The following is an 18,149-nucleotide window of genomic DNA, read 5'->3' as shown; positions in this document are numbered from 1 at the left end:
CCGGATAATTATTGATCAATGGATGATTTTCTTATTGACGACAATACCGTCAACAGAAGTTACCTGAACTATCAGTACCTGGTCGGCAGCACCCAAATGAGCGATTTCGGTTTCCGTACTTCCTACATTTTTCTTTTCGAATACCAGCCTTCCGCGGGTGTCGAATATTTTTACATTATCCATCACGGCATTGCCCGAGTTGATATGGATTACGTCATCTTTCTCAAAAACAATCACCGAATTGGTATTGAAAACGGGATCGCCCACCTGAAGCTGTTGTGTAGTGAACCTCAACACGAATCGGTTGTTGACCTCGCCAGTGGCAGTCGCAAAACTATACGCGCCCGACTTAAGATCGTGGATCGTACCCAAAAGCAAATCCTCCAAATAGATATTCTGCGAATCGTCGGCAAACAAACCGTCAACAGAGCTGATCGCGATGCTGTAAGTACCCGCAACATTTGCGCGATATCCCATAGGCACCTGATCGTAAGTATCAAAAGGCAACGGACGTCCTTGAATGGTCAACTTGGTAGTTTCTACCAACGAATAGAAATTGATCGAATTCATCGATTCGATTGCATCGCCATCAAAATCACGATCCATTCCCACAGTCGCATTGGTGACATATCCGACCAAAGTCTGCTTGAAAGCCGTTGAAGCAGCTCCTGTCATATTGAGCCAGATGCGATGTTTTTCGAGAACATTTGGCATTTGGGCATTTTTAGCTGCGGCAGGCCTGTAGAAATTATCGTTGCTGCCCGCAAGCCTCATACTGTTGTTGAATACAACGCTTCCGTTAGCGGTCGCGGTGGCGAAGAACGAGTTACCAGCGGCAATATTTTTGGTCGGGGCGCTGTTGTTTCCGCTACCCAAGTTGGCTGCTGCCGTTCCTCCCAACAGGTTATACGAAGCATAATCGTTGTTGTTATACTGCTGATTCGTGATACCTGTATTATGCGTCCAGAAATAAATAGTTCCGTTGATCAATCCGGCGTTGGTCGGATTGGTAAGGAAGTCATCTGCATCCAAAGCGGACGGATAAGGGTTACCCAACAAATTGAGGTTGGTTGCCGGCGCCGAAAGCGAAACCGGATAAGTGATGACTCCGTTATTGGCTGGTCCCATCGTCATGACTGAAGTAAACACGGTCGGAACGGAAGGCCATCCGTCTGGAGCCCTCATAATATAACCGCGACCCGGCGTCATGATGCTGGTATCTGGAATTGTCTGGAATTGTCCGGTCGCTACGTTGAACTGATGGTACTTATCGAATCGGGTATCAGGAGATACGTCGTCAAGATTCATTCCCGACAAAGGAGCAGACCAATACGTATAATCGTACACTCTCATCGGAGTCGTTTCGCGCTTATAGGTGATTGCGCCTGTGTTGACGGCCGCATCGCTGATTTGCACCAAACTCGCATCACTCTCGAATATAAGCTGCCCTCCGGTAACGTTCACCTGATTTTCGACAATAAGCGAATGGCCTGGCTGAATAGAAACGTTTCCTGAAATTACCGCCACACTACACGCATTTATGTCTCCTGTAGAAGTATAATTTCCGTTAAACACCACTCTCTTTCCTGCGGTTGGCAAACCATTGCTCCAACCCGTCGTCCATGTTGTCGAATCTACGGTTAGCGTCACGGTATTGGTGTAGAAAGTACAAGTTCCGTTGGTGATCTGAACTCTTATATACGTAGTCGCATTAACTGGCCCTAACATGGCTCCGGTCAAAGTAGTTGCGCCTGCAGATCCCGGAATATTGGTAGGTGTGCTAAACGCCGGATTGGTAGACGACTGCCATGTCGCGATAGTGCCGCTCTGTCCGGTCAACACTATATTCGTCACATTTCCTGAACAGACGTTCTGATCGGAACTGATGGTTCCGGCCACGATCGGAGTCACGGTAACGGCTTGTGTCGTAGTGGTTGAACAAACCGGTGACGGCGTACTTGCGCTTGCAGTATATGTAGTGGTCGTATTTGGCCATGCGTATACCGTTGTCGTTCCGCCTCCTGTATAGGCATTCGTATGCAATGCATCTGTAAAGAGTCCGGTGGTCGGTGACCAAGTAATCGCAGAGGTAGCGTTTCCTGAAACCAGGAAGTTATCGATAGCCCAACCCCAGCCCCAAGTGGCTACCCATTTGAATCGGATTCTTAGGTTGGTTTGCCCGAGATAAGCTCCCAAATCGGCGACTACTTGTGCGAAATTTGCATTTGCTCCCTGATTGACATTCGTATAAATCAATCCTGGTAATTGTGTATAAGTTCCACCTCCATTTGTAGAGATTTCGACTGTCGCGGTACTCGGCGTCCATTGTCTGTAAAAATGCCAGAAACTGAGTGATGCGGCCGTAAATCCAGCAAGGCTGAATACAGGTGAAATCAATTCATTATTCGTATTTGAACCAATTCCTTGAGAATCGGAATCAGAGAACATAAATGATGAGGCATCGTTGCTATGGATTATCGTACCGAACCAGCTTGGTCCAAGTGGGGCGAAACCATCAGGACGGATTGTCCAAGCCGAGTTGGCTGGAGTTCCTCCGGTCGCGTTATTAACGGTCGTCCAACCCGGAGCTCCGGAGTTGAAGTTTTCTGAGAGGATCGGCAATCCTGAAACAACACCTCCACTCGCAGTCAATTGTACAGCCGTTCCACCTTGGCACATACCGGCACCGGTTGGTGTTGAAGTGATCGTAATAGGCGTCGGCAAAGCGTTTGCCACATACGTAAACTGAGCCGTGTTGACACTATAATCTCCGCTAGTCTGTGTTGCCGTAAGCGTATATGTCACGGTCGAACCATTGTTAAAAGTGTAACCTGTAGAGGCAGTTCCTGAAACGCCTCCCGCAGGTGACCAGGTGAAGGTATCATAGCTGCCCAATCCTGAAGTAATAGTTACCGTAGATGCAGTAGTTGTTCCCGCACATTGCGTTTGGCTTGTACTGCTCAAAGTCAATGGCGGCGGAGCGACAACTACTTTTATGCTATAATCTTCAAGTTCACCGCTTCCAGCGAATACACACGGTGCCGGGGTCGCATCATTCCAATCGATTAGGACACGCATGCGCTTAACCCCTAATGTTGCTCCGCCTGGAACGTTGACGGTTCCCGTTACTGTTCCTTGCGTGCCTCCTGTATAAGACAAAGTTGTGAAAGGCTGTTCTCCTGCATCGACAAAATCGCCATCATTATTCCAGTCAACAAAAACAGCCACTCCGACTCCACCAGCAATTCCAGCCGACCCAACGCCGTCATCTAGACCAACAGAAAAATCGAAAGAACCTCCTTGAGCTTCAATAATTGTTTGGGAAGTATAATCTACGTTGCCCGGAGAAGTCCAAGCCGAAGAATTGTTTATGTTGGCCACGGCATTCGTAGTCGTGACATTGCTGATATAACCCGGATTGGTTTGTCCCGTAGTCGGGAAACAATAAGGTGGAAGCACCGGAGTAGTGAAATTCGTGACCGCCGACCACATACTATAGTCACCGGCGTTACAATTGCCTCTCACCCAGAAATAATATCCTGTGTTGCCTGTCAACCCCGGAAGGTTGACCACCGTAGTTCCTGCACTGGTAAAGCCAGTCGGAGTGGTATTGTTACCAGGAGGAGTCGGCGATGTCGACAAATAATACGCATAACCTCCTGCAGGTGCCGGCGTCGGAGCGTTCCAAATGATCGTGGCGGCAGTTGCAGAAAGCGATGTCACCGTGACACCCGTCGGCTGTATACAAATCCCTTCAACAAGCTGGATCTCATCAAGGAATATCTTACCCATATTGGCTGCCGAATACGCATGGAAGCCTAAATAATAAGTACCCGAGCTCGGAACGGTGAAGTTTACGTAATTATATTGTGCTCCGTGTTTGATATTCGGATGATCGTCAATCAAAGTGGTCATAAAAGAATTATACGGAGCACTACCGATCTTGACTTCCATTTTATTGGTAAGGAAAGAGAAATTGGTAGATCCGCCATATAAATAAGACAGCTGATAGGTCTTACCTGCCGTCAATGTAACTCCTGTAGTGTACCACCAGGCGTTCGCCGTTTGGGATGCATGTGCATTGTACTCGAGGTGCTCGTCATAGAAACCGTCCACGACCGAAGGCGTAGCAGTCGTATACCAGTTATTGGCCGCTCCAGCATTCTGGATGGAATGGCAAGGCTGGATTGCCGGAGCCGTATAAATATAATCAGGACCCGATTGATCGAAGAAGTTAAAGTACTCTTCCACAGCAGGCGCGCATAATGTCGTAACCGATACCGGCCCTGTCCACGAACTATACGAGCCGCCACAATCTGAGCGGACCCAAACGTAATTCGTCGATCCGCTGGTCATCGTATTGATGGTAGCCGATGCAGACGCAGACGTTCCGCTTGGCGTAGTAGCTCCGTTTGGAGGCGTCGCGCTCGTCGAGAAATAATACTGATAACCGTTTGATGGAGCAGGTGAAGTAGCAGTCCATGTAAATGTACCACCGTTGGAGGTGGCCGATCCTGCAGTCAACGCAAGACCCGATGGTGCCAAACAGTTTACCGGCGTCCATCTAAATAAGCGATTTGAAGTAGCCGCTATTTTTACACCTGTATTTCGAATATTGACTAAATCAGTGGAGACAGCCGGCGACGTCATTACGGCTGGCAATGCAGGCCAAACCCCTGTAGAAGGCCATGATAAATTATTTGAGTCTCCTGATGCCCCTCTCAATCCAATTTGACCATTCACATTTGCGGCAAATGCCGCTGTCTGAGTATCAAATCGAATTTCGATAAGATTGGATGTTTCATATAACCAAATTTGGAATGTTAAAGTGGCGGAATCTGCAGCTGCTCTTTTTACTCCTCTCCATTCTATTTTAAGAATTCTATTTCCTACGCCCCCTGTGTTGTCTAAAATATAAGAAACACTATTTGCTTGAGGGGTGCCCGCAATCGAATTGACGAGCCAATTAAATCCAAACCCTGAGATGGCTCCGGCATATCCTTCTGTACTAGCAATTGGAGAATAGGTGTTATTAGCTGGTAATGTTGTCCCAAACGTAACGAAGCCATTCGTGGAAACATTGGTTGTAGTGTAATCAACACCATTAAACTTGAAAGTGAAACCAATACCAATATTACTTACTGCATCATTCCATGCGTTGCCTTGATGAATTTGCACTTTGGTATTTACATCCAAAGGAGAAAAACTAGGAGTTATTTGGAGTTGCTCAAGAGTATAATTGGACGCAACCTGTCCACTTGAAGAAATTCCCAATACAAGGAATAATAACAATAAAAACGTCCGGAACACTGTAGGGATAGCGTTACCGATTCGGGGTAATGTTTTTATCATAATCGGGGTTTTAGGGGGTTTTGTGGTATTTATTGAAAAATTTGTTTTTTACCGCTTAAAATCGCCATTTCACCGCTATTATATTCAATGAATTAACGATAAAATAATGCTAAAGCGGATAAATTTACACTAAAACTTGAAACAGAAAAGCTCACGAATCATAAAACATGCACTTTATCGATTAACCTACTAATTTTACCGACGAAATACACGAAAATTGACATTTTAACTGTTAAATATTGTTATTATTGAAACTATTCTTACAACAGTTAACAAAATCAAATTTAATCAAAAAGTAACGCGATAGACTTGCAATTTATCAACATTAAATACTGGTTATTAACGCCTTAATGAGAAAAATGCAGCACTTTAAGAAATCCTCGACACAACACTTGCAAAAAACAAAAAACCTTCCGGTCATGGAAGGCTGTTTTTATCTGACTGAGTCATTCAAAATTTATAGATAAGGCTTTAGATCATGTGCAATTTTTCAGAAGTAATTTGTCTTTTAAATACATCTATCAAAATTCTGTGAGGTATAAAAACAAAAAAACCTTCCTGCCACGGAAGGTTTTTGTCCAACTAACTTAACCTAAAAATTATAAAATAAGACCTTAATTATGCGATGTTGTTTTCGTACTGCATTGCCTTTTTAAGCAGCGTACGGCTCAAGATCCTGTTCGGCGTCATTCCCGCGTTAATCAGGATTTTTTTGGTAGTCTCTGACTTCTGTGAAGTTTGAGCCGGTTGTGAAGGATTCACCTGTTTAGCGCCCATGAACCACTGAACCAATTCGATCTGGCGGTTGGCGTCGTTGGTTTCCGACCTCACTTCTTCTCCTTTATCTGTAACATTTTCGATTGCAACCAAAGTTTCATCGTTTTGAACTTTGGCTTGTTGACCGAAAACTCCCGAACAAGAAAGCAAAAGGAAAACCAACAACACGAACAAACGCATAGCCGTAGCATCTGCATTGGTTTTCAGGATATCCTGGCGTGTTGATGTATAGTTTAAAGTTTTCATTTCTTTTGGTTTCTGTTGGTTATTAACTACATGACAAAATTAAGCCATGGGGTTGCCCATCGGAAATAATTTCGACCAACTGCCCAAAAACTCGTTTAATCCTGCATTTCGTCGAATACGATCTATTTGGTCAGTGTAAACATGTTTTTTATCGAACGCCATTGTTATACATCTGAGGCAAAAGCATAAAAAAACCCTCCGTAAAAGAAGGGTTCCTATATATTAAGGTAAAAACTAGTTCATCACCTTTTTGACGACCTGTTCGCCCTGATCCGAATAAATCCTGAAAACCAACATCTGGTTAGCGCCATTCACCGTGAACGATATTTCAGACGAGTTGATGTCGTTGATCGCTTTGACCAATTTACCCAAAACGTCGTATACCTTAACGGATGCCATATTCATGTTACCGCTATTGATGACGAAACTTTCGGACTGCTTGTATACGATTACGGAATTTTCATCGAAGATCGGATCATGCGTAGAAAGCGCGTTCTGATACAACAATTCGAAACGCCCGTTGAATGTTCCGGCTTCCGATGCGAAAGCATACGCGCCCGAATTCAAATCGTGCACGGTTCCGGTCAAATTATCGCGAACGAAAATATCCTGTCCTTGCGCAAACAACCCGTCGACATGGTCGATCGCGATCGAATAACTTCCGGCGTTCGTAGCCTTGAAGCCCATCGGTACGACATCCGTATCGACGAACGGCAACGGACGTCCTTGGATCACGAATCGATCTTCCGCGATCAAAGAGTAGAACGAAACCTCTCCGTCGTTCATGAATCTTCCGTCGATTCCTGAATCATTATCTAAAGTGGAACCTGTAATATATCCGACCAAAGTTTGGCTGAAAGCTCCCGTCGTATTCGTTGCGTTCAACCAGATACGGTTGCGTTCGATTTCGTTGGCCGAACGGAAGAAATGGTTCGAATTGTCGCCCGAACGTTGCCCGTTGTTGAAAACGACTTGCGTTCCTGCCGCCGAAGCCTCAACGATGAAACCTTGACCTGTACGGATCGCCCCATCGGGATCGGCTACCTGAGCCTCATTGTTCGTTACGAAACCACCTCCCGAAGTCCACGAACAATAACTCGGGCTTATCGGATTGTTGGTCTTTCTCCAGAAGTAAAGCGCTCCCGTGATATTCGCCGCGTTGTCGTTCACGAAAGTTTCCATATCGATAGCCGACGGATACGGATTTCCGACCAGGTTGAACCTCTGCCCTGCTCCGTTGTTCGAAAGTGTCACGTCGATATTTCCATTGCGAAGCGTTCCGTTGAATTCTCCATTCCAAACGGTCGGTGTCGTCGGATGATTGTTCGGCATTCGGATCATGTAACCCGAACCAGTCGCGAATTCGGTCGTATTCGGATTCGCGATCGTATTGAAAAGGTTCGTAATCGAGTTATACGTATAGAAACGGTTCGTGAGCGTTTGAGGCGAGAACGGCAAAAGATTCTGTCCCGAAACCGGCGACGACCACAACGTATAATCCTGACGCATCAAAGCGGCACTGTTGCGTTTCACTTTCGAAGTCCCGGTGTTGGCGACGTTGTCGATTTGGATCAGGTTCGCATTGTTCTCTATCGTGAAGTTGCCCGAAGAAGTTATCGCGCCGGTAACCGTAAAATCATTTCCGCTCAAAAGCGTGAGCAAAGTACCCGATTGCAACGTCACGGTTTTGGCGAAAGCATCTGCCGTGATAATCGGTTGATTGGCTGTCGAAGGAATCAACACATCGGTATACGATTGCGGCACTTCACCACACGACCAGTTGGCCGCATTGTGCCATTGGCTGCTCACCGCGCCCGTCCACGTAGAATTCGAATTGACGGTGATCGCAATGACATTGCAATACGCTCCCGCACAAACACCATTTCCGATCAACACTCTATAATAAGTAGTCGCATTGAGGTTCGAATAATTCAAAGACGATGTATTGTTCACGATCGGAATTCCCGCAGTCGCGAAATTGTCAAGCGAATATTCCCAAGCGAAAGTCGTTCCCGTGTAACCGTTCAAATTGAGCATTCCTGAATTGGTATGCGAGCAATATGTCGCATCTCCGGACAAAGTTCCGGCTACGTTCACAGGTGCGACGGTAACCGTTGCTACAGACGAATAAGCCGAAGCGCAACTTCCGCTTTGTACGATCGCACGATAATACGTCGTTACCGAAAGGTTATTGTAATTGAGTGATGTCGTAGTATTCGCAATCGGCGTTCCCGCAGTCGCGAAGTTGTTCGTAGAAGATTCCCATCCGATCACGTTTCCGACATTTGCCGAAAGCGTCAAAGTTCCGCTGTTCGTCGTTCCGCACAAGGTTGTAGTTCCCGAAACCGTTCCTCCAACCGAAGCTGGATTTACGGTAATTGTCGCCACAGCCGAATTGGCAGAAGCACAACTTGCGCTTTGCACGATCGCACGATAATAAGTCGTTACCGAAAGGTTGCTGTAATTGAGTGATGTCGTCGTATTCGAAATCGGGGTTCCCGCAGTCGTGAAATTGTTCGTAGACGATTCCCATCCGATGACAGTTCCGACGTGGCCGGACAAAGTCAACGTTCCGCTATTGGTCGGCGCACAAACCGTAGCGCTTCCGGCAACGCTTCCTCCTACCGAAGCAGGATTTACCGTAACGGTCGCAACAGCCGAATTCGCCGTAGCGCAAACGCCGCTCTGCACAACCGCGCGATAATAAGTAGTCGCGGTCAAGTTGGAATAGTTAAGCGTCGTGGTCGTATTGTTGATAGTCGTTCCCGCAGTCGCAAAGTTGTTTGCCGAAGATTCCCATCGGATGACGTTTCCTATATGTCCCGAAAGCGTCAAAGTTCCGCTGTTTGTAGGCGCACAAACCGCAGTGCTTCCGGCAACGTTTCCTCCGACCGATGTCGGGTTCACCGTCACCAAAGCCGTAGAAGCCGAAGCCGAACATCCGTAGCTGTTCGAAACCGTAACGGTGTACGTCGTATTTTGGGTCGGCGTCACGGTCGGATTCTGCAGATTCGATGTGAATCCGGCAGGAGACGACGTCCATGAGTACGTCGGGGCAGGAACGCCCGTACCTGTAACCGACACGTTGTCGATCGCCCAATAGTAATCGAAAGTCGCATCGTATTTGAATCGGATGTAAACCGTCGCCTGATTGAGGTAAGACGCCAAAGAAATGCTCACGTTCGCAAAAGTTCCCGATGCGCCTTGGTTGGTCGTATAAGTTGCCAAAGTCGTCCATGAAGTTCCGTTCGTGGAAACTTCTACCTTGCCCGACTCGTTTCCGTCGTATCTTCTGTAATAATGATAGAACGACAAATTGGCCGCCGAAAGCCCGACTGTGCTGAAAGACGGAGATTGCAAAGTCGTCGAAGTCGTAGCGCCTTCACCCGGCGGATCGGAATTGGTCAAATAGAACTGGCTGTTGTCGTTGCTGCTGAACGTAACCGTGGTCGATGTAGAATACGAATAGCCTTCCGGTCGCAATGTCCAGGCAGCACCCGCATTGTTCGTTCCGCCCGTCGTATTGTTCGTGGCCGTAAACGTATTGGTCGCACCGTTGAAGTTCTCGCTGAGCACCGTTATCGCGCCCGAAGGCGAATTCGAAGTGGCCGATGAAGTAAGGTTTACCGAAGTTCCCGCACAAACCGTCGTCGCGCTTGCATTTGCCGTAACCGATGTCGGGGCTGGATTTACCGTCACCGTCGCGGCGCTCGAGGTTACGCTCGTACAGGCATTGGTCGCTACAACCGTATACGATCCCGAATCGGCCGTTGTCGCATTCGACTTTGAATACGTGGCCGAAGTCGCTCCCGAGATGTTCACGTTGTCTTTTTTCCATTGGTAGGAAACCGCATTGGCCGCCGAAGACGTCAATGAAATCGTTCCGCCTGCACAAAGGGTTTCTCCAGTCGGCTGCGTGCCGAAAGTCAGTGTTCCGCAAGTCGTTCCCGAGATGACCATGTTCTTCGCGCGGAACACGCGATTCGTAGTCGGCGCATCCCAAGCGTATAGTCGGATGGTAAGCGTCGTTCCCGCGGTCACCACGACCGACAATCCGCTTTGCGCGAAAGTCGCTTCGGTCGTAGCAGGGGCGAAACCGCTGCCGATTTGCGTGCTCGACGTAAAACCGTTGGTCGAATAATAAACCGCACCACCCCAACTTGTCCCGGCGGCGACGCTGTGCGCGACACTGATTCCGGTAAAGGTAAAGGTGTTGCCTGTAGTCGGAGTTACCTGATACTGATAGTAATAGCCCGACTGCATGTTGTTGTTCGTCGTCCAGTTAGACGACGTGACGCCGTTCGTCGAAGAATTGATTCCCGTTGCTCCTGAAGCAGTTACCGCCGTTGCCGCGATATTACTGCCCGAAATGGAAGCGTTCAGGTTAGAAGTTCCTGCCCATGTAGCACTTGCAGCTTGGCCGAAACCAGCATAAGACACTAACATAAAGGCAATTGCAAAAATAAAAAAATGAAAAGACCGTAGTTTTCTCAGCATGATGTTCAGGGTTAGGTTTTGCTTTCGCGCGCAAAACTATATTTCCCGATTCTGAAACAAACTATATTCCCGTTAAACGGCAATTATATCCGATAAATCAAATATTTGTAAGGATTATCAACAAAAAAAGCCCTTCCACGTCGGAAGGGCTTTTCAGAATAGCGCATTATTATCTCAAAAACTAATCTTTTTAATCACAGTGTCGCGGTCTTCAAGTTCGACGTGCAGCAACAACATCTGATTCGCCAACGAAGGATTCAGGCGAACTTCGGAAGCATCGATGTCTTTCTTCTCAAGAAGGAATCTTCCGGCCACATCATAAATACGGATGTTCTTCATGGTCGCGTTCGAACTGTTCACCACCAATTGCTGGTTGTCTTTATACGCCACGACATTCACTCCTGTTACTTCCGGATTGTGATTACCGAGTGCATTTTGGTACACTACTTCGAAACGCGTCTCGAAAGTTCCGATTTCGGAAGCGAAACCATAAGCACCGCTGTTCAAGTCATGGACGGTTCCCGTAAGGTTATCCCTTAGGAAAATATCCTGACCTTGTGCAAACAATCCGTCTACATGATCCAAAGCGATCGAATAATTCCCGGCGGCCGTAACCTTGAAGCCCATAGGCACGACGTCTGTACTTGTGAAAGGAAGCGGGCGTCCCTGGATGACGAACTTTTCAGCATCGACGACCGAATAGAACTCGATAGCGCCGTCGTTGAAGAACTTACCGTCTATTCCCGCATCGTTTCCAAGCGTCGCATCGGTAATGTATCCGACGAGCGTTTGAGAGAAAGCTCCCGTCGCGTTGGTCGCATTGAGCCAAATCCTGTGGCGTTCGATTTCGGAAGCCGATCGGAAGAATTGGTTCGCATTGTCGCCCGAACGTTGGCCGTTGTTGAAGTTGACCGAAGTTCCGCTGGCCGAAGCCTCGACGATAAAGCCTTGTCCGGTTCTCAGGATACCGTTCGGATCGTACACTTCGGCCTCACCGTTGTCAACGAATCCGCCTCCCGAAGTCCATGAACAATAACTCGGGCTGGCCGCGTTGTTGGTCTTTCTCCAGAAGTAAAGCGTACCGGTGATGTTCGCCGCGTTATCGGCCACGAATTCCTGCATGCTGATTGGTGACGGATATGGGTTTCCGATGGCATTGAAACGTTGTCCCGCGCCCAAATTGTTCAGCGTGACATTGAAATCACCGTTGTTAGGCACGCCCTGGAATTGACCGGCCCAAATCGTAGGCGTCGTCGGGTGGTTGTTCGCCACACGGATCAGATAGCCTTGACCGATGCTGAAATTAGTCGTTCCCGGAGCGGCTATCGTATTATATTGATTGGTCGACGTATTGTAGGTATAGAAACGGTTCGTGAGCGTTTGAGGCGAGAAGCTCAACAAGTTCTGCGAAGCGACCGGCGAAGACCACAACGTATAATCCTGTCTCATAATAGCCGAACTGTTCCTTTTCACGATAATGTTTCCGGTGTTGTCCACGTCATCGATCTGAATCAGGTTCGCGTTGTTCTCGAGCGTGAAGCTGCCGCTGCTCACGGTCAAAGCTCCGGTGAGGTTTACGTCGAAACCACTTGGAATATTTACAACTGCGTTGTTCGAAACCGTGAGTGTGCAAGCCGTCAAATCTGCAGTAGCGGTAAAGTTGCCCGTAATCACGGCCGTGGTCGTGCTGTCCGGCACACCGTCGCTCCAGGCCGTACCGTTCCAAGTACTTGATTTTACCTGTATGATGCCTGTAGACGAATTCGTCTCGACACAGGTTCCGTTTTGGACCAGCGCCCTGAAATAGGTCGTTGCGGTCAAAGGCCCGATTTCGGCACCCGTCAAAACCGTGGTCGTATTGGCGATGTTGATTGGTGACGTAAAGCCCGCATCGGTCGACTTTTGCCAATGCACCACATTACCGACGTTGCCCGAAAGCGTCAAATTGCCCGGAGTTGTTCCGAAACACACTGCTTGGTTCGGCGTGACCGTTCCTCCTTGAGAACTCTGTACGACCGTAACATCGGCCGTGTCTGTGGTGAGTATACCGTTCCTGTCGCGCACGGTAACCGTATAGGTAACCGTACCTACAGAAGCCGTTGGCGGCGTGGCGGTTGCTTGTGAGCCAAGTCCGTTAGACCATGAATACGTATACGTAGGGTCGCCTCCCGTGACCTCTGCCATCAAGGTAACCGTATCATTTTGGCAGAAAGAGCCGTAACCGGTAATGTCGACGATAGGGTTTGACGCTTTAAGTCCTGTAAAAGCAGACGTTTGCCCCGAAGTAAGCGTCGCTGCTGTTGCCGTAATCGTATTGGCGGACGCGGCAGAGAATTTCGTCCAAGGATTGCTCGTCTGGTTAAAAGTTCCTCTGAGTTGGGCCGCAGCGATATCGCCTTCCGTACCGACGATATCCGCAGTGGTGTAATTCGCGGTGATCGTAGCCGATGCGCCCGTAATCCCCGACTGGTTCACCTTCCAATATCGCGTCAAATACGTACCGAGGCTGAAATTGTTCGGATGTTTGGCATCGGTAACCGAAACGCCTACATACGCACTGGCGAAAGATCCGGCCGTAACGTTTACGGTGATTGGCGTGTATTCGGCAACGCCTGTCTTGTCTCCGATCGGGAAAGTATAACTTCCGGTGGCGGTCGTGGTGCGACGTACTTCGCCTGTTGAATCGGCTACGATCATGCTCGTCGAGGAAAAGCTTCCGGCAACGGCATTTGTACCCAAAGTAAGGTTGTTCGTTCCGATGACAAGATTCCCGGAAGAAAGCGTCAATGTTCCCGTAACCGAAGCCGATGTCAGCAAATTCACTTCGCCCGCCGTCTTATTGATCGTCAAATTATCGAAAGTCGCAGCAGACGTACCGCCTATGTTCTGCGTATCCGTGCCGATCATGGAGACCGTTGTGCCCGTCGCATTTACCGGCTGGTTCAGCGTGAGGTTGGCCGTTACTCCCAATGTCGCCGGGAAAGTTGCACCTGTACCGTTTATGATCAGGTTGTTGTAGGCTGGAATACTGCCATTAGGGGAAGCAATCGTTTGGTTAGTTCCGTTGTACTCTACCGTATTGTTGATGGCTCCCGTAAGCAAGTTACCGTTTCTCAGTAATTCACCCGAAATACGCATGATGTTGTTCGTTATCGGACGCAAGCCCGCACCCGCATTGATCGTCACGTTATTGAAGTCTGTCGTTCCCGCGATCGTCGCGTCGAGATTCGTGAAAATCACGCGGCTTGTTCCCGCTCCTGGCGTATAGGTTCCGTTGTTGATCCATGCTCCGGCCCCGTTGTTTATTGTAAACTGCGAATTGTCGGGCGCGATCAGGATTCCGCCAGTTTCGATATTGAGCGAACCCAAAAGCACAGCCGGATTCAACAGCGGATCGTTTGGAGTAGTCGTTGCATTCGGGATGATGACCGATGTATTGTCGGATGGCGTCGCATTCGGCGTCCAGTTCGCGGCCGTAGTCCATGAATTGCTTACCGAACCGTTCCAGGTCAAGACGTTGGCTTCGGATTCGTCTAATGTAAGCAACACTTGGTTGAAAGTTCCCGTAAAGTACAAGCCTACGTTGACGTTGGTCAATTCAACAAAATTATCGCTCGTGCTGTAATTCGAGCGGCCTTGCTCGAGCGTCGTGTTCGAAGAGACGATATACGCCCAGTCCACAAGTTTTGATTCATTATTGCCGTTAAGTTCAGAATCGAGATAACGCGCCTTGATGATCGCTTTTGTTCCCGAACCGCCTGTTTGAATGAAATCGTAAGTACGGTTGATAGCTCCGGTTCTCCAACTCGGAGCTGCGCCTATCGCAATCTTGAGACTCATCGAAGTCGGCAACGTACCGACTGGAGGAAAGATGATAGAGGTGTTCTCGTGTCCGAACGTATACAACACGTTCGATGTGATGCTGTTGCGCGTGACCACACCCGTAACGTCTCCCGCTCCGGTGTTCGAAGCGCTTCCGCCCATCGTCAACACGAAACTTCCCATGCTCAAACTACCTGTGGTGGTCGATGGGTTGGCGCTCGGCAGATTCAATATGCCGTTTACGGTCAAATCACCGCCCGCAACCGCACCGCCCGTAGAGCTCGAACGCAAATTCGCATACGTTCCCGGAACGATGGTTTGTCCCGACGAGGCGGCATTATAGTGTACATATCCCGTACCGCCCCAGGTTTTACCCGCTGGCAACGGAAGTGAAGTCGTATTTTGTGTGGTAATCGTACCGTTGTTGTTGATCGAAGAAAGCGTACCTGTCAAAGCCGTTGTCCCGAGACTGAAGGTCTGCCCGCTTGATACCGACAATTGCCCGTTTATGACCACCGGATTGGACGTCGTTACGATATTCGTTCCGCTGGTCGCCACCGTGATATTCGCGAAAGCATTGGTCGTTCCTACAGTAGTCTGGTCAAAACTCAGGAAAGGGCTTACTGCTCCGCTTACCGTTATGTTGCCCGTACCGTTTCCTTTAAGCCCGCCGATGACGTTGTTGGTGACCGTTCCGTTTAGTGTAAGAGTTCTTGAATTGATGTCGAGCTTGCCGGCATTTATCGTAGTATTCCCTGTAACGGTCAAGTCGGATGACAAGGTTGCATTCCCTTGCACGACCAAAGTATTGGCAGTTCCCGCAAATGGCGCGAATACCGATGTAGGATTGGCGATCGCCGTAATATCGTCCAAAGCGAATTCATCAAAGCTGCCCGAACCTGAAACCGTCGCGCCGGTCCATCTCAGATAGTAATACGTATTGTTTGGGATATTAAGCCCTGTAAGCGTTACGACGCGGTAATGTGCCTTCCAATCCGGAGACGCTTCGGCTGTCGTCGGAGAGGTGACGTTCAACCCGGCTACCGCAGTATAGGTGCTGTTGTCTGCCGAATAGCTGAAATTAAAGCTTGAAGAAGAAGCCTGATCGTTATAGACGTATACTTTATAAGCAAGGTTCAAAGATGTGATCGCGGCACCCGTTTGGTTCTGGAATCGCAATGTCACCGTTCCCGGAACGAAATCATCGGTAGACGATTGTATTCCCAGCGCACGTGTTCCTGCCGGCGTTTCGAATGCATACAATCCGCCATCTGTCGCACCGCCTGTGGATACGCCGCTGTCGAAATCGGAATCCTCGGCAGAAGTACCGCCAAAGGCCACGCTTCCGTCGCTGAAACCTGCAATTGCCCAAGCGTTGGAATTCAATGCGCCCGTGCTTGGCGTCGGTGCGAGACCGTCTCCTTCGAAATCATCGAGATTCACACCGTCGACGGTCGAATCAAAGTTGATCGTATTGACCGTATTGGCCGTATAAATCTGCCATCCGACTGGAGCGTTCAAGGTAGTCCTGTTACCCGTTGCCGGAGTCGTCGTAAGATAATTTTCTGTTCCGCCTGAACCATTGTATTCATAAACGGCCACGTGGTAAGTAGTGGCTGGCGAAAGCGAATTCACGGTTGCCGAAGAACCACTTCCGAGATACATCACATAGTTACCCATCCCGATTTCAGATCCGCCTCCGAAAGTGTTTTGCGCTGTATAGGAAACCCCATCCACAGGAGCCGAATTCACGGCTGAGCCTGAACGTATGAGTACCATTCGGTTGGCACCGTTTCCGTTGGTCCAATTCACTGTAAAAGACGAAGAGGTTACATTGGTAAACGTAACTCCCGTAGTTTGTGTTGTCGGTTGGGCGGCTTGCACAACGCCAGATACGGCAAGCTGTTTGGTCGCTCCTCCGGTTGTCGTATGATCGATATTCCCTGAATAAATGCCTGCCGGTGCGCTGGCTTTCAATCGCACGTAAACCGTCACGGGCTGCCCGACCAAAACGTTTCCGGTGCGCGTGAGGGTTATAGAATTGAAATAAGTCGTTCCGTTTGTAGAAACCTCAAAATTTGCAGGTGCGGCTACCCCGACATCGGCGGTAAGGTTAGCGCCGCTCACGGTATAAGTTTGGGCCGTCGATGCCGTTCCGGTAACGGTCGTGAATCCCGAAAGTGAAGTCGTCGAGACCGAAATGGCCGGAACGCCCGCTGGATCGATCGTAAAGGTAAGCGCGTTCGAGATACCATTGCCGTTGGCGACCGTAATCGATGCCGTACCCGAACTGGCAACATCGGCCGCGGTTATGGCCGCCGTCAATTGTGTAGACGAGACGAAAGTGGTGGTGCGGTTGCTGCCGTTCCATCGTACGACACTGGTTCCGCTTACGAAATTGGCTCCGGTCACCGTTAGTGTGAAAGCGCCAGTTCCCGCCACTCTTGAAGAGGGCGAAAGCGAAGCAAGAACCGGAACTGTAACGGAAACGCGTATGTTATCGAATAGGGCTGTTTGCGAAGAGCTGATGCCGCCGTTCCAATACGCCCCGAGTATGGGCAAAGCGGTAGCTGTATAGGTATTGTTGACGACCGTTCCTTGTGAGGTAAGCGTACCCGAAAGCGGATCTTGGAAAGCCGCAGTACCATCGTTTCTCACAAAAAGCTGCCAGGTATTCGTACTTGGCGTATACGTGACGCGGATACTCAGATATTGCGAACCGAAATCGGTCAATCCGCTCGTGCTCGAAGAAAGCAACGTGGTGTAATTTCGTAAACCGGAATTATAGCGCACGAAACGAACCGGATCCGTTGTCCCGGAATTCCCTAAAATCACCGCATAACCTGTTCCTGCCAAATTGGTCGTCCCCGACGTTCCGGCAAGAATAAACGCTGAACCATAAGTCGTTGTATTAAAACCTCCCGGATTGGAACGGTTCTGGCGCATGTTGAACGACCAGGAAATCGTACCCGAATTCGAAGCCAAAACGTTGATGTAAGGCGACGCGAAACTCGAATTGTTTGCTGATGCCAAACCCCATCCATAATTGTTGTAAGCTCCACTCGCATCATTCGTCAATGTGAGATTCCCACCGTTTATCCGCGCTCCGAAGTCAGCTCCGCTACGGCTGAAATTCCAAACCGGACTCGTACCTATCGGGCCTGCCGCGGCGGTATAAGTGGTTCCTGTAGAAGTAGTGAAATCGTCGTTGAACACGGTCGTCTGGGCAAATGCGGATGCTCCGGCAAACAGCAATGCGAAACAGACCCAACGCAGTAAGGGTAGTTTTCCTTTCATAACAGTAGGTTTAAATAAGCGAAGATTTGGGAATATTCGCAAAATGCAAAGTTAAGCGGCTTATGTTGCTGTTCATCGAGGATTTCGTTAAACTTTCATTATTTACGAATTTTTAACAAAAAAAAGCCCTTTCAGTAACGAAAGGGCTCTCTTCTATG

Annotated in this window: 4 protein-coding genes and 1 pseudogene; all 5 read right to left on the bottom strand. The window is 48.9% G+C overall.

The genetic code is table 11. The annotated features are described in order from the left end of the window. Positions 1-15: 15 nt before the first annotated feature. Positions 16-4,545, bottom strand: a complete 4,530-nt coding sequence (locus HZF10_RS13310; RefSeq protein WP_176006708.1) for a RemA C-terminal-like gliding motility protein — start codon at positions 4,543-4,545, stop codon at positions 16-18. A gap of 21 nt (positions 4,546-4,566) precedes the next feature. Then, positions 4,567-5,352: pseudogene (locus tag HZF10_RS18220) on the bottom strand (NIDO-like domain-containing protein); the annotation flags it as partial. A 618-nt stretch (positions 5,353-5,970) separates the two neighbouring features. Beyond that, positions 5,971-6,375, bottom strand: a complete 405-nt coding sequence (locus tag HZF10_RS13305; protein ID WP_176006707.1) for a hypothetical protein — start codon at positions 6,373-6,375, stop codon at positions 5,971-5,973. 234 nt (positions 6,376-6,609) lie between these two features. Continuing rightward, a complete protein-coding gene (locus tag HZF10_RS13300; protein WP_176006706.1) occupies positions 6,610-10,821 on the bottom strand; it encodes a beta strand repeat-containing protein in 4,212 nt (1,403 codons plus the stop codon). Between the two features lie 225 nt (positions 10,822-11,046). Then, complete coding sequence (locus tag HZF10_RS13295) at positions 11,047-17,991, bottom strand: beta strand repeat-containing protein (RefSeq protein WP_176006705.1); 6,945 nt, start codon at positions 17,989-17,991, stop codon at positions 11,047-11,049. Between the last annotated feature and the right edge of the window lie 158 nt (positions 17,992-18,149).

The organism is Flavobacterium agri (genome assembly GCF_013401995.1).
Lineage (GTDB): Bacteria > Bacteroidota > Bacteroidia > Flavobacteriales > Flavobacteriaceae > Flavobacterium > Flavobacterium agri.
The sequence above is the reverse complement of the archived record's forward strand: the minus strand, read 5'-3'. Positions and strand labels throughout refer to the sequence as shown.

Coding starts and splice junctions, on each gene's coding strand:
- HZF10_RS13305 (WP_176006707.1), bottom strand. CDS start 6,375: ATGAAAACTTTAAACTATACATCAACACGCCAGGATATCCTGAAAACC.
- HZF10_RS13300 (WP_176006706.1), bottom strand. CDS start 10,821: ATGTTAGTGTCTTATGCTGGTTTCGGCCAAGCTGCAAGTGCTACATGG.
- HZF10_RS13295 (WP_176006705.1), bottom strand. CDS start 17,991: ATGAAAGGAAAACTACCCTTACTGCGTTGGGTCTGTTTCGCATTGCTG.